This is a genomic window from Mesorhizobium sp. M0664 (assembly GCF_040320565.1).
Lineage (GTDB): Bacteria > Pseudomonadota > Alphaproteobacteria > Rhizobiales > Rhizobiaceae > Mesorhizobium.
Window position 1 is genome coordinate 74927 of record NZ_JAMYPW010000021.1, and the last position, 17913, is coordinate 92839.

At 59.6% G+C, this 17913-nt stretch carries 15 protein-coding genes and 2 pseudogenes; 16 read left to right on the forward strand and 1 reads right to left on the reverse strand.

Annotation, left to right across the window (positions count from 1 at the left end):
* The first annotated feature begins 431 nt into the window (after positions 1-431).
* The 16 genes and pseudogenes from NKI39_RS19655 to NKI39_RS19730 all read left to right on the forward strand — a co-directional run.
* Positions 432-758 carry a helix-turn-helix domain-containing protein gene (locus NKI39_RS19655; protein ID WP_352833724.1) on the forward strand — a complete coding sequence of 109 codons (327 nt, stop codon included), beginning with the start codon at positions 432-434 and terminating at the stop codon, positions 756-758.
* Complete coding sequence (locus tag NKI39_RS19660; RefSeq protein WP_352833726.1) at positions 733-1989, forward strand: type II toxin-antitoxin system HipA family toxin; 1257 nt, start codon at positions 733-735, stop codon at positions 1987-1989. Before NKI39_RS19655 ends, NKI39_RS19660 begins: the two co-directional genes overlap by 26 nt.
* Before the next feature lie 489 nt (positions 1990-2478).
* Complete coding sequence (gene nifH / locus NKI39_RS19665; RefSeq protein WP_023706403.1) at positions 2479-3372, forward strand: nitrogenase iron protein; 894 nt, start codon at positions 2479-2481, stop codon at positions 3370-3372.
* 98 nt (positions 3373-3470) lie between these two features.
* Complete coding sequence (gene nifD, locus NKI39_RS19670; RefSeq protein WP_352833729.1) at positions 3471-4973, forward strand: nitrogenase molybdenum-iron protein alpha chain; 1503 nt, start codon at positions 3471-3473, stop codon at positions 4971-4973.
* Positions 4974-5100: 127 nt separating this feature from the next.
* Entirely contained in the window at positions 5101-6642 is a 1542-nt protein-coding gene (gene nifK, locus NKI39_RS19675) for a nitrogenase molybdenum-iron protein subunit beta (RefSeq protein WP_352833732.1), read from the forward strand.
* Between the two features lie 56 nt (positions 6643-6698).
* Positions 6699-8189, forward strand: coding sequence for a nitrogenase iron-molybdenum cofactor biosynthesis protein NifE (nifE, locus tag NKI39_RS19680; RefSeq protein WP_352833734.1), 1491 nt, complete (start codon positions 6699-6701; stop codon positions 8187-8189).
* A gap of 9 nt (positions 8190-8198) precedes the next feature.
* Positions 8199-9581: a nitrogenase iron-molybdenum cofactor biosynthesis protein NifN gene (nifN, locus tag NKI39_RS19685; protein ID WP_352833737.1), complete on the forward strand. Its 1383-nt coding sequence runs from the start codon at positions 8199-8201 to the stop codon at positions 9579-9581.
* A complete protein-coding gene (nifX, locus tag NKI39_RS19690) occupies positions 9547-10044 on the forward strand; it encodes a nitrogen fixation protein NifX (RefSeq protein WP_352833739.1) in 498 nt (165 codons plus the stop codon). The genes nifN and nifX overlap by 35 nt, the downstream gene beginning before the upstream one ends.
* A 16-nt stretch (positions 10045-10060) precedes the next feature.
* Positions 10061-10540: a NifX-associated nitrogen fixation protein gene (locus tag NKI39_RS19695; RefSeq protein ID WP_352833741.1), complete on the forward strand. Its 480-nt coding sequence runs from the start codon at positions 10061-10063 to the stop codon at positions 10538-10540.
* Between the two features lie 27 nt (positions 10541-10567).
* Positions 10568-11353: a response regulator transcription factor gene (locus NKI39_RS19700; RefSeq protein WP_352833743.1), complete on the forward strand. Its 786-nt coding sequence runs from the start codon at positions 10568-10570 to the stop codon at positions 11351-11353.
* A gap of 1163 nt (positions 11354-12516) precedes the next feature.
* On the forward strand, positions 12517-13668 hold the full coding sequence (locus tag NKI39_RS19705) for a TlpA disulfide reductase family protein (RefSeq protein WP_352833745.1): 1152 nt from the start codon (positions 12517-12519) through the stop codon (positions 13666-13668).
* 129 nt (positions 13669-13797) lie between these two features.
* A complete protein-coding gene (locus tag NKI39_RS19710) occupies positions 13798-14043 on the forward strand; it encodes a DUF269 domain-containing protein (protein ID WP_352833747.1) in 246 nt (81 codons plus the stop codon).
* A 24-nt stretch (positions 14044-14067) separates the two neighbouring features.
* Positions 14068-14271, forward strand: a complete 204-nt coding sequence (locus NKI39_RS19715) for a CCE_0567 family metalloprotein (protein WP_352815894.1) — start codon at positions 14068-14070, stop codon at positions 14269-14271.
* Entirely contained in the window at positions 14268-14585 is a 318-nt protein-coding gene (gene fdxB, locus NKI39_RS19720; protein WP_352833750.1) for a ferredoxin III, nif-specific, read from the forward strand. Before NKI39_RS19715 ends, fdxB begins: the two co-directional genes overlap by 4 nt.
* A 62-nt stretch (positions 14586-14647) precedes the next feature.
* Positions 14648-14932, forward strand: coding sequence for an exopolysaccharide production repressor protein (locus NKI39_RS19725; RefSeq protein ID WP_352833775.1), 285 nt, complete (start codon positions 14648-14650; stop codon positions 14930-14932).
* A gap of 340 nt (positions 14933-15272) precedes the next feature.
* A pseudogene (locus NKI39_RS19730) lies at positions 15273-15996 on the forward strand (1-aminocyclopropane-1-carboxylate deaminase); the annotation flags it as partial.
* Between the two features lie 507 nt (positions 15997-16503).
* Here the strand turns inward: NKI39_RS19730 and NKI39_RS19735 are convergent.
* Positions 16504-16722 (reverse strand): annotated as a pseudogene (locus tag NKI39_RS19735) (GDP-mannose 4,6-dehydratase); the annotation flags it as partial.
* Positions 16723-17913 lie beyond the last annotated feature (1191 nt).

Genomic DNA, 17913 nt, shown 5'->3' on the forward strand with positions numbered 1-17913 from the left:
AGCCGCGAGTAAGCGTATTCGACGGCTATCTCGATGCTTGATCATGGTGACCGGTCACGCCGGCGAGATGAGCCCCTAAAGCATCGGAACACCAGCTGCGCCGGGAGACCGGCAGGAGCAGATGGTGCAAATCCATTGCAATGAAGGAGTAGCGATCCACATTGACCTCGAGTCATGCGCGGTCGGTCGTATGAAGGCGAAGAGACGAGCGCCTTCATCTGGCGGACTGCCTTGATTTAACATTCCGATGATTTCGGAGCGCTCGGACGGCGTCCACCGTCGAGCGGCGCCAAAAGGCAGGACGATTGATCTCTTTACGTATCATCGGGCTGATGCATGATACGCCAACAGATCATAATGTGTTGACTCGATCGCTAGATATGATACTCTGCCATATCATCTAGCATTGGAATGGATCGTTTACATATCATATGGACTCTCAATCGGAAATTCTACGGGAAATCGGTGGGCTTTTCAGGCAGGCGAGGCTGGCCGCTGCGATGACGCAGGAGCAGGTCGCTGATTTGGCGGGTATATCCCGTCCCCGATATCGCGACATCGAAAAGGGAGCCGCAGCCGCGCGTGCAACAACGCTCATGAATATCGCTCGCGCGCTCGGTCTGGAAATGATGCTGGTTCCGCAAGTCATGGTGCCGGCTGTCCAGGCTCTATTGCGTCCGCATGATGATGACGATCGACCCGCCTTTGTTCCTCAACCTGACGATGACGATCATGGCTCCAGTTTTTCGCGCAGCTAAGACGATCCCGTCGCTGGACGTGCTCTTGAACGCACTGAAGGTCGGCACAATCGTTAGGACGCCGGGCGATTTCAATGCATTCAACTTCGATGAGGCCTACCGCGCGACGGGCGGCTTTCCGGTTTTGAGCCTGTCGTTCCGGGCAGCGACGGGAGGATTGCGGAAAGATCCGAAGCCTCTGGCGGGCGCCTTGCCCGCTTTCTTCGCGAACCTCCTGCCGGAGGAGAAATTGCGCGAGGCGATGGAAAAGCACCACGAAGGCAATGTGCGGCCAGGCAATGATTTCGATCTTTTAGCGGCGCTGGGCGCCGATCTGCCGGGAGCCGTACGGGCGTTGCCCAGTGACGGGGCGATAGCGGTTTCGCGAGATGCTTCAAAGGATAAGCCCAAGGCACGGTTCTCACTTGCCGGCGTGCAAATGAAGCTGTCGGTCATGAAGAACACTGGAAAAGGCGGCGGCCTTACCTTGCCGATGGACGACGAGCAAGGCCGATACATCGCCAAGTTCCCTTCGACGGCGTTTCCAGGCGTTTCCGAAAATGAATTCGCCAATCTCGCGCTGGCCGCAGCGATCGGCATGGAGGTGCCTGAACGCGAACTTGTCGAGAAGTCCGATTTCGAGGATATTCCCGAGGAATTCAACACGCTGTCAGAGGGCAAGGTCCTTCTCGTCAAACGCTTCGATCGCGGCGCTGAGGGCGAGAGGATTCACATCGAGGATTTCGCTCAGGTCTTCGGCGTCTATCCCTCGCGCAAATATGAGGGCGCCGCTTATCACGACATAGCCTCGGCCCTTGGCGCGGCCGTCTCGCCTACGGCGGCTCTCGAATTCGTCCGCCGCCTGGCGCTGACGGTCATCGCTGGCAATGGCGACATGCACCTGAAGAACTGGTCTTTGATTTATCCCGGTAACGGCGACAAGCCGGCGCTTGCACCAATCTACGACGTTCTGTCGACCGTGCCATATATTCCCGCCGACGCCACGGCGCTTTCGCTTGGAGGGGAGCGCTCGTTCAAGGCGCTAGCAGCACCGCGATGGAAAGCATTTGCGAACCGTGCAAGGCTTCCGGAGCCGGCAGTCCTGAAGGCAGTGGTCGAGACCGTCGAACTCGTCAACGAGCACTGGTGGCATCTGCCTGAGCGCGACGTTGTCGCAGCGAAAGTGCTCGAGCGGATCGACGAACATGTGAAGGCGATGACGCCGATACTGAACTCCTGCGCCGATAAGTGAGCCGAGTCCCCTTGGTTTGGTGATATGGCGGAATTATCCGCCCGCGGCCCCGCATGGATGGCCGGGGATCGATGGTATGCCAGCGTGGCGCGCAAGATTTTGCGCAGTCTCGACGAGGACACGCGAGACGAAGCACGTCGGCTCGCGGGCACAGAAGAGTTCGCAGCATCCCGCAACTAACGTTGATAGGGTCGAGATGCTGTTCGTCCACCTCAACACAACGATGCGGTTCAAACGAATGCGGTGACTGAGGATCGCGATCCGACGCTTTGTGTCGCCATTGTCGCGTCCGCTACACGGTCTGTTCCGACGATCCTTTCTTTAGCCCTCAAGCTAAATCCCTGAAAAGCAACCATCAAATTATTCTTCGGTTCGATCAGCCAAATTGGCACGAGTCTTGAGATCCTTAGGTGCGAGGCGGCTACAGCTGCCCGCCCGGCATTCATGTCGCGGCAGCCGCGATGAATGGAACGAAGGAAGGAAAGCTACATGTCAGGTTTGCGTCAGATCGCCTTTTACGGCAAGGGCGGCATCGGCAAGTCCACCACCTCCCAAAATACGCTCGCCGCCCTTGTCGACCTCGGGCAGAGAATCCTCATCGTCGGCTGCGACCCCAAAGCCGACTCCACCCGCCTGATCCTGAACGCGAAGGCGCAGGATACGGTCCTGCATCTCGCGGCAGAGGAAGGTTCGGTGGAAGACCTGGAACTCGCGGACGTGCTCAAGGTCGGCTACAAAGGCATCAAATGCGTGGAGTCGGGCGGACCCGAGCCAGGTGTCGGCTGCGCCGGCCGCGGCGTGATCACCTCGATCAACTTCCTCGAGGAGAACGGCGCCTACGACGATGTCGACTATGTCTCCTACGACGTGCTCGGGGATGTGGTGTGTGGCGGTTTCGCGATGCCGATCCGAGAGAACAAGGCCCAGGAAATCTATATCGTCATGTCCGGCGAGATGATGGCGCTCTATGCCGCCAACAACATCGCCAAGGGCATCCTGAAATACGCCCATTCGGGCGGCGTGCGGCTCGGCGGCCTGATCTGCAACGAGCGCCAAACCGATCGCGAGCTCGACCTCGCCGAAGCGCTGGCTTCCAGGCTCAATTCCAAGCTTATCCACTTCGTGCCGCGCGACAACATCGTCCAGCACGCCGAGCTCAGGAAGATGTCTGTGATCCAGTATGCGCCGGACTCGAAGCAGGCCGGGGAATACAGGGCGCTGGCCGAGAAGATCCACGGCAATTCGGGCCAGGGCACCATCCCGACCCCGATCACCATGGAGGAGCTCGAGGACATGCTGCTCGACTTCGGCATCATGAAGACGGACGAGCAGATGCTTGCCGAGCTTCAGGTCAAGGAAGCGGCTAAGGCGGCCGCACAGTAGCGACCGCTGCCGACATGAGGCGCCGCCTGACCTGGTGCGCCTTTCAAAGAACGGCGCCTCGTCGGTGAGGCGTCACCCTGAACCTTGAAAGGGGTCCCATGAGCCTGGAATACGAAAATGACGGTGCCCTCCATGCGAAGCTTATCGAGGAGGTGCTGTCGCAATATCCTGACAAATCGGCGAAGCGCCGCAAAAAGCACCTCAGCGTCGCAAAGAGCGGCGACGAGGCTGGCGAGGAAAGCGAGGTCCTTTCCCAATGCGAGGTCAAATCGAACATCAAGTCCATCCCCGGCGTGATGACGATTCGCGGCTGCGCCTATGCCGGCTCGAAAGGCGTCGTGTGGGGTCCAGTCAAGGATATGGTCCATATCTCGCACGGCCCGGTCGGCTGCGGGCAATATTCCTGGTCTCAACGCCGCAACTACTACGTCGGCACGACCGGCATCGACACGTTCGTCACGATGCAGTTCACCTCCGATTTCCAGGAGAAGGACATTGTTTTCGGCGGCGACAAGAAGCTGGAACGGATCATCGACGAGATCGAGGAACTGTTCCCGCTGAACAAAGGCATGACTGTGCAATCCGAATGCCCGATCGGCCTGATTGGCGACGACACAGAAGCTGTGTCCCGCAACAAGGCCAAGGAGCACGAAAAGACGATCGTGCCGGTGCGCTGCGAGGGCTTCCGAGGCGTCTCGCAATCGCTCGGCCACCACATCGCCAACGACGCGATCCGCGACTGGGTGTTCGACAAGAAGGACGTCGAGTTCGAGGCCAGCCCGTACGATGTTAATGTGATCGGCGACTACAATATCGGCGGCGACGCCTGGGCTTCGCGCATCCTGCTCGAGGAGATGGGCCTGCGCGTGGTCGGCAACTGGTCGGGCGACGCTACGCTGGCCGAAATAGAGCGCGCGCCGAAGGCCAAGCTCAATCTCATCCATTGCTACAGGTCGATGAACTACATCTGCCGGCACATGGAGGAAAAGTATGGCATCGACTGGATGGAGTATAATTTCTTCGGCCCCTCCCAGACTGAAGCTTCTCTGCGCAAGATAGCCAAGCATTTCGGGCCGGAAATCGAGGCCAAGGCCGAGGAGGTCATCGCCAAATACCGGCCGTTGGTCGATGCCGTCATCGCCAAGTACCGGCCGCGCCTCGAAGGCAGGACGGTGATGCTCTATGTCGGCGGGCTGCGCCCCCGTCACGTCGTCACGGCATATGAGGATCTGGGCATGGTGATCGTCGGCACTGGCTATGAATTTGGCCATAACGACGACTATCAGCGTACCGGCCATTACGTGAAGAAGGGCACGCTGATCTATGACGACGTGACTGGTTACGAGCTGGAGAAGTTCATCGAGGGGATCCGTCCTGATCTCGTTGGCTCCGGCATCAAAGAAAAGTACCCGGTCCAGAAGATGGGCATACCGTTCCGTCAAATGCATTCCTGGGACTATTCCGGCCCGTATCACGGCTACGACGGCTTCGCCATCTTCGCCCGCGACATGGATCTGGCCATCAACAACCCAGTCTGGAACCTCTACGACGCCCCCTGGAAGAAAAAAGCCGAGCCGTCGGCGGCGATCGCAGCCGAATGAAAACCTGGCCTCCCGGAAGCCGGGAGGCCGTTGAACGCCTGTGGCCCTTTGTCCGCGGGAGACCTGAAACGTTTCGACGTCCCTGTGCCGCCGTATGGCGGGCCAGATGGAGAAGAGGTAACCACCCATGCCGCAGTCGGCTGAAAAAGCTCTCGACCACGCTCCCCTGTTCCGCGAGCCGGAATACAGGCAGATGCTCGCCGAGAAGAGGCTGAATTTCGAATGTCCGCACTCGGACGAGGTCGTTACCGACCAACGCGAATTCACCAAGACGTGGGAATACCGCGAAAAGAACCTCGCTCGCGAAGCGCTTGTCGTGAACCCCGCCAAGGCCTGCCAGCCGCTCGGCGCGGTGTTCGCGGCTGCGGGCTTTGAGCGAACCATGCCCTTCGTCCACGGCAGCCAGGGCTGCGTGGCTTATTACCGCTCGCACCTGTCGCGCCATTTCAAGGAGCCTGCTTCGGCAGTTTCCTCCTCGATGACCGAGGACGCGGCAGTGTTCGGTGGACTGAAGAACATGGTCGACGGGCTCGCCAACACGTACCAACTCTACGACCCGAAGATGATCGCCGTCTCGACCACTTGTATGGCGGAGGTCATTGGCGACGACCTGCACAGCTTCATCGAGAATGCCAAGGACCAAGGCTCGGTCCCACGCGATTTCCACGTGCCTTTCGCCCACACGCCGGCCTTCGTCGGCAGCCATGTCGACGGCTACGACGTCACGGTCAAGGGCATTTTGGAGCATTTCTGGAAAGGCGAGGAGCGAACGGAAGCCGAGGGGACCATCAACGTCATTCCGGGTTTCGACGGCTTCTGTGTTGGCAACAACCGGGAACTCAAGCGCCTGCTTGATCTGATAGGCGTGTCCTATACCTTCATCCAAGACGCCTCTGACCAGTTCGACACGCCATCCGACGGCGAATACCGCATGTATGACGGCGGCACGAAGATCGAAGACGTGAGGGAGGCACTCAACGCCGAGGCGACGCTGTCGCTGCAGCATTACAACACCCGCAAAACATTGGAGTATTGCGAGGGAGTGGGGCAGGCGACTGCCTCGTTCCATTACCCGCTCGGAGTCAAGGCTACCGACGACTTCCTGATGGAGGTCTCCGCGATTTCCGGCAAGCAAATCCCCGAGGCAATCCGCCTGGAGCGCGGCCGACTTGTTGACGCCATGGCGGACAGCCAATCCTGGCTGCACGGGAAGAAATACGCCATTTACGGCGATCCGGACTTTGTCTACGCCATGGCCCGCTTCATCATGGAGACCGGCGGCGAGCCGACCCATTGCCTCGCCACCAACGGCACCTCGGCATGGGAAGCGGAGTTGAAGGAGCTGCTTGCATCATCGCCCTTCGGCGAGGATGCTCAAGTCTGGGCGGGCAAGGACCTCTGGGCGATGCGCTCGCTGCTCTTCACCGAGCCGGTGGACCTGCTAATCGGCAACTCCTATGGCAAGTATCTGGAGCGCGACACCGGCACGCCGCTGATCCGGCTGACGTTTCCGATCTTCGACCGCCACCATCACCATCGGTTTGCGCTTATGGGCTACCAAGGCGGGTTGCGCGTCCTGACGACGATCCTCGACAAGATCTTCGACAAGCTCGATCGCGAGACAAGCGAGACGGGCGTGACGGACTATTCGTATGACCTCACCCGCTAAGCGTGACGGTCGGCTTTGGCCGGTCGTCTTCTCGAGGGACTTTGGAGACCGACGCAATGTCCTCGCTCAGAGCCAAAATCCAGGATGTCTTCAACGAGCCCGCCTGCGAGCAGAACCGCGGCAAGGATGCCAAGGCGCGCAAAAAGGGCTGTTCGAAGCCACTGACTCCCGGGGCGGCGGCCGGCGGCTGTGCCTTCGATGGCGCCAAGATCGTGCTGCAGCCGATCACCGACGTTGCGCATTTGATCCATGCGCCGCTCGCCTGCGAGGGCAATTCCTGGGACAACCGCGGTGCGGCTTCGTCCGGGCCAACGCTGTGGCGCACAAGCTTCACGACCGACCTCACCGAACTCGATGTTGTGATGGGGCAGGGCGAGCGGAAGCTCTTCAAAGCGATCCGCGAGATCAAGGAAGCGTATGGGCCGCCGGCTATCTTCGTGTATCCGACCTGCGTGACGGCGCTGATCGGCGACGACATCGAGGCCGTCTGCAAGCGCGCGGCGGAAAAGTTCGGCCTACCGGTGGTGCCGGTCAATGCGCCGGGCTTCGTCGGCTCCAAGAATCTCGGCAACAAGCTTGCCGGCGAGGCGTTGCTCGAGCATGTCATCGGCACGGTAGAACCGGACGACGCCGGGCCGTATGACATCAATATCCTTGGCGAATTCAACCTCTCCGGCGAGTTCTGGCTCGTGAAACCGCTCCTTGATCGGCTGGACATCCGGGTGCGCGCCTGCATTCCGGGTGACGCGCGTTACTTCGACATTGCCTGCGCGCACCGCGCCCGAGCGGCTATGATGGTGTGCTCGACCGCGCTCATCAATCTGGCTCGCAAGATGGAGCAGCGCTGGGACATCCCGTTTTTCGAGGGCTCCTTCTACGGCATCACCGACACCTCGGAAGCGCTCCGACAGATCTCTCAGCTGCTCGTGAACAAGGGTGCCGATCCGGAGATCCTCGGCCGCACCGAGGCATTGATTGCAGAGGAGGAGGCGATCGCTTGGAAGAAGCTCGCGGCCTACCGGCCCAGGCTCGAAGGCAAGCGCGTGCTGCTCAACACCGGCGGTGTGAAGTCCTGGTCGGTCGTCCATGCGCTGATGGAGATCGGCATCGAGATCGTCGGCACCTCTGTCAAGAAGTCGACCGTCGAAGACAAGGAGCGCATCAAGCAGATCCTCAAGGACGACAACCACATGTTCGAGCAGATGGCGCCGCGCGAGCTTTACGCCATGCTCTCGGAACACAACGCCGATATCATGCTGTCGGGCGGGCGCACGCAGTTCATCGCGCTGAAGGCCAAGACACCCTGGCTCGATATCAACCAGGAGCGCCAACATCCTTACGCCGGCTATGACGGCATGGTGGAACTCGTACGCCAGATCGACCTCGCCATTCATAACCCGATCTGGCGCCAATTGCGGGAGCCGGCACCATGGGATTGCCAGCCTGCGGTGAGGGAGGAACTGCCGAGCACGAAAAGCGAGACCGCGACCTTGCATGTTGTCCAGGAATTCGCCGGCACGATGGCCGACGATTTCGGCGAGTGTTGAGGAAAGCCGATGGTCCGCATCCTTCCCCAGACCAAAGCGGCGGCGGTCAATCCGCTGAAGTCATCGCAGCCGTTGGGTGCCGCCTTCGCCTTCCTGGGGGTCGACGGCGCGATGCCGTTGTTCCACGGTAGCCAGGGGTGCACCAGCTTCGCGCTCGTGCTCTTCGTGCGGCATTTCAAGGAAGCCATCCCCTTGCAGACAACCGCGATGGACGAGGTGGCGACGATTCTCGGCGGGGCAGACCATCTGGAAGAGGCGATCCTCAACCTCAAGGCGCGCACAAAGCCAACGCTGATCGGGGTCTGCACGACGGCGCTGGTGGAGACCCGGGGCGAAGACTGCGCAGGAGATATCGCCGATATCAGGCTGAAGCGCACGGAAGAACTCGCGGGTACGGAGGTGGTGCTAGCCAACACACCGGATTTCGACGGCGCGATCGAAGAGGGCTGGGCCAAGGCGGTCACCGCGATGATCGAAAGGATTACGTGGCCCGGCGAGCAGGCGCGGCAGTCGAAGAAGATCGTGATCCTGCCTGGCTGGAACCTCACTGTGGCTGATATCGAGCATCTGCGTGAGATGGTTGAAAGCTTTGGGCTCAAGCCGGTGATTCTGCCGGACGTCTCCGGCTCGCTCGACGGTACGGTGCCCGACCGCTGGGTCACGACCACCTATGGCGGCACCAGTGTCGAAGATATCCGTGAGCTTGGCACGGCCGAGCAATGCATCGTCATCGGTGAGCATATGCGCCGCCCGGCCGAGCTGCTGCAGAGGTTGACCGGCGTGCCTTACGTGCTGTTCCGGTCGCTGACTGGATTGAAGGACGCCGACCGGTTCGTCTCGCTGCTGTCCGCGGTTTCGGGCGCGGCGGCGCCGGCTGGGGTGCGCCGTCGCCGGGCGCAGTTGCAGGACGCGTTGCTCGACGGACATTTCCACTTTGGAGGCAAGAAAATTGCGATCGCTGCTGAACCAGACCAACTCTACCAACTCGCGAGCTTCTTCATCGGCATGGGCTCCGAAATCGCGGCGGCGGTCACCACGACCGACATGTCGAAAATTTTGGAGGAAGTACCGGCGCAGTCGGTTCAAATCGGCGATCTCGGCGATTTGGAAGCTCTTGGCCCCGGCGCTGATCTTCTCGTCACCCATTCCCACGGCCGCCAGGCGGCGCAGCGCCTCGGCATTCCGCTCATGCGGGTCGGCTTCCCTGTCTTCGACCGGCTCGGCAGCCAGCACAAGCTCACAATCCTCTACCAGGGGACCCGCGACCTGATCTTCGAGGTCGCCAACATTTTTGAAGCCAACCGGCACGCGCCGACGCCCGAGGCGCTTGATCCACTCCGTAAGCGAGAAATCCCAGATGAGCTCCGTTCGTCGCCTCTCGCTCGTCACTGACGAGGTTCACGCACCGACGCCGGAACGCCAATCCGGCGCATTGCGCGTGGCGATCGCCACGCAGGACATGCAGAACCTCAACGCCCATTTCGGTTCGGCCAGGCGCTTTGCTGTCTACGACGTGATGCGCGAGGAGTGGAAGCTCGTCGAGGCCGTGGCCTTCGATGACGTTTCGGACGAGAGCGGGAAGCACCCAACTGAGGGCGATGACCGCATCACCCCGAAGGTGGAGGCGCTGAAGGGATGTCATCTCCTGTTTTGTCTGGCGATCGGCGGACCTTCGGCAGCCAAGGTTGTTTCGGCAAAAATTCATCCGATCAAAGTGCCGCAGCCCCAAACTATCCAAGAGGTGCTGTTGCGCACGCAGATGATGCTCAGGACGTGTCCTCCCCCTTGGCTGCGCAAAGTGCTGGCGCAGGCAGGTGTCGCCGAACAGAAACCGTCCTTCGAGGACGAGGACTGAAATGAGGAGTGGGCGAATGTCTGACGCCGTGGTTAGCCCTGCTGTCGCCGAAGACGAGGCGGCCCTTGCCACCCCGTTCGTCAAATGTCTCGTGCGGCTGGTCCGGGCTCATGATTCCCACGGGTCTTGGGAAGGCAAATCGGACGCCGAGCTGCTGGGCGACTTCATCATCACCAGGGAACAGCGCCGTTCGATCCCGATCATCGGCGATCCCGATCCGGACGTGCTGTGGAGGCTCGAGATGTTTTACGCGGCCGTCGGGCTTGCGACCGAGGATCGCTCCGGCGTGATGGCATCGCCGATGATGGAGATAAGCCATGAGGGCTTTGGGCGCGTGCTTCTCACGGCCGGGCGGTTGGTCGTTCTGTCGAAGACCCTGCGCGACGTCCACCGGTTCGGCTTCGAGACGTTCCGAAAACTCGCTGCGGCCGGTACCAAACTGGCCGGCGATGCGACCGCAGCCATTGAGGCTCATCCCGAGGTGGCGCGGGCGTGATGGAACCGATTTTCGATCAAGGGGATCATGTCAGGCCTTGAGGACATGCGATGGCCAGCCCTCTCAATCGAGGCTGTCGAGGCCGATGTGGTTCTTGGGGTAGCGCTGATGAAGCCACTGGTCCTGATCTGTTCGCAGGATCCGGAGTTCTATCTGGTCCACAGCCACATTCTGGAGGTGGATGGCTTCACGATTCAACTGGCCGGCGGCGTGGAGGAGGCGCTTGCATTGGCCAGTGAACGGGAGCCGAAGGCCGTGGTGCTGGACTGCCAGCCAACAAGCGCGACAGGCTCCACAATCTGCGCCCGGTTCAAGGGGGAGCCCCGGACCGGCGGCCTGCCCGTAATTGCGCTGATCGCGCCCGGCGCCGAGAACCAGCACCTCGATCTCTTGAAGGCTGGTATTGACGAGAGCTTTGTGCGGCCCTTCGCGCCGGCAAAGCTGCTCGACTGTCTACGCACGAAGCTGGCGCTGCCACAGCCGGGTTCAAACGGGATAAAAAACGGCAGCTGGCTCTGTTGCGGCAGCCTTGAGATGAAGCTCGATGCTCACCGGGTTCGAGGTAATGGCCACGACATCCATCTCGGACCTCTCGAATTCAACCTGCTGCGGCAATTTCTTGAGGCTCCCGGCAAGGTCTTCAGCCGAGACGAGCTGATCGACGCGGCCTGGCCGGACAATATCCATATCGGTGAACGCACTGTCGACGTCCATATCAGCCGGATCAGAAAGGCGCTGAAGGCGGCCTCGCCAGGTAGCGTCATTCGTACTGTCAGGTCTGCCGGCTACTCGCTCGAGAAGCCGGACGACTGAATAGCGGAGACCAACACCGGGCAGAGATATGGGCAGTCCTCAATGCAGTGAAGATCACGGCTTCGCAGGTCGGCGTCACGTCAAAGAGAGTCGTTCAGCGCGGCAGGCCGAGTTCCGATCCGTAGCGGCATCGTATGGGCGGTATCACGACCTCTCTTGACTACTGGCCGGGAGTTGAACAACGCGATGATCGTGCCGAGGCCGACGCCCCTCAACTTCCATTCGGGACGGTCGGGCTCTTGCCGGGTTCGGCAGGAATCGATCGTATCAATCACGTTGTCACCGTCTGGCACGATAGCCGGGTTTAGGGGTGAGGACGGCCGCATCTTCAGCGGTGCAGTCGGTCCGGGCCCGATCCGCGAGGCGCCCGAGCGATCTTTGGGGCTGGTCAAATTCCGACAATCCTCACATTCGCACAAGCGGTGCCTGCAGCGCGTGAGCAAAGGGAACACAGAAAATATCGGCACAAAGCAGGAACTCGGAGAGTTCACCGGCCGGCACGCGCCGGCACTCATCCTGGCCTTTTTCGCCACGACATCATCATTGGTCTGAGGAATGGCGGTATTGGCGAGCTACAGCTGGACCGGCTTCGTCGTGAAAAACTCCCATGTCGCCAGCCCAGGAATTCAATCGCAAGGCGGGCGAGGGGGCACAGGCCGCGCTCGGATGGAGCGGCCCCTCGCAATCGCAAATGGCGAGATCGCTACCGTCTCCGGACCGGAACGGTAAGACGCTCAAGCCGGTGGCGTGAAGCGGACGATGATGACGAGCCTGGCGGTAGCCAACGCAGTCATGATGTCCATCGGCCTCGTCCCTCGGCCCGAATGCATATTGAGTCGTCCGGGCCACGCTTTTCTGCCGACGCGAAGCGCGGATGCTTGTCCAAAACCTAACAGCGGCAGAAAACACGTCCCGTTCAATACAACCGGCCATCCTGGCATTTGGAGGCTTTTTCTAGCGATTGATGGGCTTACGGCCCGCTGAGCGCGTTGGCACGGCCTTTGCGAATTGAGATTCAGCAACACTGAGTGAAGGCTGACCGCACGCAGATGCGCAAGACGAGCGATGCTCTCCCTTCTTTGAACCCTCGTGCCCCGTCTCAAAGGGGGAACAAGCTTGCGCATAAGGTCACGCAACCTTTGGCAACAGCTTTGGAGAGCAAAATGATGTTGCGGATGGGGTCACCGGCTCCTTTGATCAAAGTGGAGGACTGGCTGCGTGGCGAGCCCCTTGCGAACTTCCAGCCCGGCAAAGTCTATATCGTCGAATTTTGGGCAACTTGGTGCGAACTATGTGCGGCGGAGATGCTCGATCTAATGCGGCTACAGGAGAAATACAGGGACAGCGGACTTGAGGTCGTCGCAGTCGCGGCTAATGAAGACGCTCCGACGGCCGTTGAGGCTCGCACCAAGTTAAAAGCTTGGTTGGCCGAAAAGTGCTCGAATCTGAACTATCGGATCGCGTTCGACTACACAGGTGAAATGAACAAGCTTTGGATGAAACCCAGCTTTTCTGTTAGGATTCCGACCTCGTTCGTGGTCGACCGAGACGGCAACATCGCCTTTATCGGTCATCCCAGCCAACTCGATGAGGTTTTGCCGAAAGTGCTCAAGGGCAGCTGGCGCATCAGCGATAAAGCTAAAGCCGCCGATACGGAGCGGATCGCCACAAGCGATCCCATGGCGCGCGAACAAGCGTTGAAGCAGCCGATCGATGACAGATTCTGGGCGGCGGTGAAGTTAGAAGATTGGAAGACGGCGCTCTGGGCGATCGAAGAGGGCATCGCCTTGATGCCCGACGACGTCCATTTCCGCCTGGCTCATGCGCATCTGTTGCTTCACAAAATTCAAGACATGTGGACTGGCTTGCCCGCGATGCGCCAATTGGTTCGCGATGCGATCGACAAAAACTCCGAGGACTGGATGGTGTCGGCGCTAGACCAACTTTTCCATCCGGCCAATGACCATTCGCGCCTTCCCCCTGCTGAGCGCTTCGCAATGGGCAAGGAGCTGTCCGAATACATCCTGGCGCTGAATCCCCCGCGAGGCGACAGCCCTAAGTACCGATCCTATCCCGCAGTCGCCCGGTACTATCACGAGGACGGAAACAATGATCGCGCGATCGAGGGCCGCCCCGAGCCGGGCGTCGGCTGCGCAAGGGTGCCCGAAGTAGGCGTCCCCGAAAACAGGCAGCGTGCTTCGAGGAAGAGGACTGAAGAGGAGAAGGCGAAATGTCTGATGCCGCGGTCAGCCCGGCTGTCAACGAGGACGAGGCGGCCATTGCCACCCCGTTCGTCAAATGCCTCGTGCGGCTGATCCGTGCTCAGGAGTCCTACGGCTCATGGGAAGGCAAATCGGACGCCGAGCTGCTGGCCGACTTCATCGTCACCAGAAAGCAGCGCCGTGCGATAAGATCCCGATCCGGACGTGCTCTGGAGGCTCGACATGTTTTACACCGCCGTGGAGCTTGCGATCGAGGAGCGCTCCGGCCTGATGACACCGCCAATGATTGATATGAAACCCATGAGGGCTTCGGGCGCGTGCTTTTCACGGCCGGGCGGTTGGTCGTTCTGTCCAGACGTCCACCGGTTCGGCTTCGAGACGTTCTGGAAACTCGCGGAGGCCGGTACGAAACTGGTCGACGATGCGACCGCAGCCATTGAAGCCTATCCCGACGTGGCGCGGGCGTGATGAAACCGATTTCGAGAAGGGTTTATGTCAAAGCTAGATGAGATGGGGAAGAAAGTTCGAAAGCTTCAGCTGCGCGCGGCAGTTGCCAAGATGAAATTGCGCGACCTTGCAGAGGATCTCCCTGGAAAATGGAGGGAGATAGAGGAAGTTGCCGAGGAAACGTCCGCCGTTTTTGCCGAGTTGGATGGTGCCAAGAGAGAGCTCGCTGCAATGAAGAAGTTACGATGAGCAGCACATTCACCACCCGCGACGGCTCCGGATGGATGCCGGAATATCTCACCGCTATAGACGGCACGACCTGCATCGGCTGCGGCCGCTGTTTCAAAGTCTGCTCGCGCGAGGTCATGCATCTTTACGGCGTCGATGACGCGGGTGAAATCCTCGGCGTCTGCGACGGCGAAGACGACGACTTCGATGGCGAGCTCAATCGCATCATCATGGTCGTCGATCATGCCGGCCGCTGCATTGGCTGCGGAGCCTGCGCTCGCGTCTGCCCGAAGAACTGCCAGACCCATGTTGCGGCCGACCAGGTCGCAGCATGATCTGAGGAGACAAAACCAGGAGAACGGCGTTGCCCTTTAGAATCTTTTGTCGCGTCTTGGGAATGGTGCTGTGCAGCAACGCTCTGACTGTCTACTTCGCTTCTCTTTCCATCCGCACGGTAGTGGTCACAACGCTGGCTTGTTCAGTGCTCCTTCAGCTGGCGTATTTCGCGAGCGTGCTCTTTCTGATCTGGCGGTCTGACTGCGCTAACAGAGCTGGAGAAATGGCTGAGCATTTCGGTGGTTCCAAGGAAGTAGGATGCCAGCCAGACTATGATGAGGTGAGGAATGAATCTTCAGATTTGCCTCAACTCGTTCCGATGGGCGGCGTATCTCTGCTCCGTTGAGGCGCGCTGACAGGATCAGAGCTCAGCTTCGCGCCACTTTGGTCAACCATGAACATTGAGCGGACCGTTCAAGGAATACTATGCTTGGTATGATCGGAGGCGACCGCATTCCGGTCGCTCTAATGCCGAGGGAGATGTAGCTTTCCGGTTCCATAGTATTGATTGCTTCATTGCAGCACACCGGCATGCGGGTTGCTTCGTCGCGATGACGAAGGAGACGCCGGAAATAGTGACGGGGCTCTTCTGGGAAGAGAGCGCAGCTGACCTCAAGCCAAACACGCTCCTTGGAATGGCTTGTGCATAGCCACTTCCAGCTCAATCACGTGTTGCCGGAGAGAACATGCTGGAAAAGTTCGAACGATATCCACTCACCTTTGGATCCACGCCCATCGAGAAGCTCGACCGCCTCGGAAGCATCTCGGGGGAGGGGTGGAAATCTACGCCAAACGCGAGGACTGCAACTCCGGTCTCGCGTTCGGCGGAAACAAGCTCCGCAAGCTCGAATACATCATCCCCGACGCGATCGCGTCAAATGCCGATACGCTCGTCTCCATCGGCGGCGTGCAGTCCAACCACACGCGGATGGTCGCCGCGGTCGCCGCCAAGATCGGCATGAAATGCCTCCTGGTTCAGGAGAGCTGGGCTCCACATGAGGATGCCGTCTACGACCGGGTCGGCAACATTCTCTTGAGCGGCATCATGGGAGCAGAGGTACGCCTGGTCGACGAGGGCTTTGACGTCGGCATCCGCCGCAGTTGGGAACAAGCGCTCGATGAGGTCAAGTCAAGGGGCGGCAGGCCCTACGCGATACCGGCCGGGGCCTCAGTTCACAAATATGGCGGCCTTTGGGTACGTCGGGTTCGCGGAGGAGGTGCGCGCGCAGGAGAAACAGCTTGGGTTCGCCTTCGACTACATCATCGTTTGCACGGTCACGGGTTCAACGCATGCCGGCATGCTCGTCGGATTTGCCAAGGACGGTCGACAGCGCAACGTGATCGGTATCGATGCCTCCGCCACCCCCCCGCCCAACGCGCATCTCGGCGGCGCGCCAGCGATCACGGCTACAGCTACACCTTCCGCAACGGCTGACGCTCGACAGATTACGATTTTGCCGTCCTGCCGTGCCGGCGATGCGCTGAAAGTTCGCTCCAGGCCGCTTAGCCAATCTTTGGCCCAAAGGATGCCAGCATTCTGAGGCGGCCGCGCGGCGTTCCCGTGCATGCGGAGGCAGTTCGCCGCTCGGGCTGGGCTCATTGCGGAAAATCTGTCAGCTATCGTCCCTCACGTTATGGCCGCGCTCTTGGCTGGTCGGAACTGAGCGCCCGCAGGCTTCGGCCCCAAGTTTGGAAGATGCGCGGGCAAGACATCGTGGTATCAGGCCGCGCAGCAAAGGCGCAGAGCTCGGTACACGACCGACCTCATCGCTGGTCGCGATACCCGATGACGTCAGTGCGTTAGCGATTGCCGAGAAAGTAAGCATCGGAACCTGCTTGACCTCCCCTTGTCGGCCGTATGGCTGCGTCAGTGCTGACTCGACATCCGCGAACCCCACGCCTTCAAGGAGGCTGACAAGCAGCCTCGACAAAGTTGCGGACCGCATGCGTCTCGCCGGTCGCGAGCACAAAATCGTCAGGCGCGTGGTGCTGCAGGATACGCCTCATGCCCTCGACATAGTCGCGCGCCGAGCCCTAGTCGCGCTTTGCCTCTAGGTTTCCGAGATAGAGGCAGTCCTGCTTGCCGGCCATAATCGCAGCTACTGCACGCGTCACCTTGCGCGTGATGAAGGTTTCCAGCAATACGCCGACGATGTGCTCTTCCGTAAATATGTGCTTCTTCGTTCGTCCTTTTTATAGCCAGGACCTTAAACTAATCCATCTTGGAGGAAATTACCCGTGGGCAGGTCACCCTGTTGCAGCAAGCGGCCCAGAACGAAGAGATAGAGGCGGGCGTGATGAGCCAGTTAATGCGCGAAATCGGGGCCGGGCGGCCAGGTCTCATCACCGCGATTGGGCCAGAAACGGTGGCGGGCGGCTGAACAAGCGCGCTACCGAGAATCTAGTTGAGCGGGTCGAGCTCGATGGCACTGACGACACAAATACTGGGTCGGCAGCTCCTGCCATCTCGCGACATCAAAAGTTATGCCAATTGCGCAGAAGGAGCCTCGGAAACATCTTCTTCCTACCAGTCAATGGTTTACGCGAGAATGCAGTAGGAACTCAGGCCAAACACCATCGAGTCGCGGGCTAGACAAACCCGACAGTAGCATGGGTTGCCCTGCTGATTTCTCACGAATGCCGACTGGATTGCTCCGCAGAGAAAGCGGAATCCACGTCCCATGCAACCGTGTTGAGCACTGTCCAATATCCGACGATGCCGTACATCCGACATCGCAGTGTTCGAGACGTCATGCTGTTTTCAAAGAAGTTTCTCCTTTGGCATGGTCTATGCACTGTCATCCGCAAATACGACACGGACTGAGCAAAAATCGCCCCATGATTGCCCCCACCGACAACGCAGTTGCCAACGTCAAGACCGCTCTTTCCCGCGCATACGAGCCGGCGGAAGGCTTTCGCATCGTGGTTCAGGCCAGCGGCTGCGCTTGCCGCGGTCGTAGGCTGCAAATCGCCCAAGAGTATCGCAGGCAAAATTGATCCTCGCTTCGTTTGAGGTGACAAGCTTTTATGAACAGAAGAGAAGAATTGATGATCAGAAGTTTGCCGTCCCCCAACTAGCTAGAGGCGTTGTAATCCAAATTAACTTGATTCCATTTGCAGAAAGGCGTGAACCTCTTGGTCTAACAGTTGCATCCGGGGTCGATGGTCGATACAGAGAAGTTGTACAATATCATAAGATCGCGTCTAAAGACAAGTATTCATCGCGGTTTTTCAATCATACAACGGAATGACCTTAATGACACATGTATTCCATCGTTCTCTCAATAAGAAGCTTCCTCTCCTCGCTTCCGGACACGGGTTGCATGT

Excerpts from the sequence above, each read along its gene's own strand:
- NKI39_RS19655 (WP_352833724.1), top strand. The coding sequence starts at position 432 with ATGGACTCTCAATCGGAAATTCTACGGGAAATCGGTGGGCTTTTCAGG.
- NKI39_RS19660 (WP_352833726.1), top strand. The coding sequence starts at position 733 with ATGGCTCCAGTTTTTCGCGCAGCTAAGACGATCCCGTCGCTGGACGTG.
- NKI39_RS19725 (WP_352833775.1), top strand. The coding sequence starts at position 14,648 with ATGGTGCTGTGCAGCAACGCTCTGACTGTCTACTTCGCTTCTCTTTCC.
- nifD (WP_352833729.1), top strand. The coding sequence starts at position 3,471 with ATGAGCCTGGAATACGAAAATGACGGTGCCCTCCATGCGAAGCTTATC.
- nifX (WP_352833739.1), top strand. The coding sequence starts at position 9,547 with ATGAGCTCCGTTCGTCGCCTCTCGCTCGTCACTGACGAGGTTCACGCA.
- NKI39_RS19695 (WP_352833741.1), top strand. The coding sequence starts at position 10,061 with ATGTCTGACGCCGTGGTTAGCCCTGCTGTCGCCGAAGACGAGGCGGCC.
- NKI39_RS19700 (WP_352833743.1), top strand. The coding sequence starts at position 10,568 with ATGTCAGGCCTTGAGGACATGCGATGGCCAGCCCTCTCAATCGAGGCT.
- nifE (WP_352833734.1), top strand. The coding sequence starts at position 6,699 with ATGTCCTCGCTCAGAGCCAAAATCCAGGATGTCTTCAACGAGCCCGCC.
- NKI39_RS19705 (WP_352833745.1), top strand. The coding sequence starts at position 12,517 with ATGATGTTGCGGATGGGGTCACCGGCTCCTTTGATCAAAGTGGAGGAC.
- NKI39_RS19710 (WP_352833747.1), top strand. The coding sequence starts at position 13,798 with ATGTTTTACACCGCCGTGGAGCTTGCGATCGAGGAGCGCTCCGGCCTG.
- NKI39_RS19715 (WP_352815894.1), top strand. The coding sequence starts at position 14,068 with ATGTCAAAGCTAGATGAGATGGGGAAGAAAGTTCGAAAGCTTCAGCTG.
- nifK (WP_352833732.1), top strand. The coding sequence starts at position 5,101 with ATGCCGCAGTCGGCTGAAAAAGCTCTCGACCACGCTCCCCTGTTCCGC.
- nifN (WP_352833737.1), top strand. The coding sequence starts at position 8,199 with ATGGTCCGCATCCTTCCCCAGACCAAAGCGGCGGCGGTCAATCCGCTG.
- nifH (WP_023706403.1), top strand. The coding sequence starts at position 2,479 with ATGTCAGGTTTGCGTCAGATCGCCTTTTACGGCAAGGGCGGCATCGGC.
- fdxB (WP_352833750.1), top strand. The coding sequence starts at position 14,268 with ATGAGCAGCACATTCACCACCCGCGACGGCTCCGGATGGATGCCGGAA.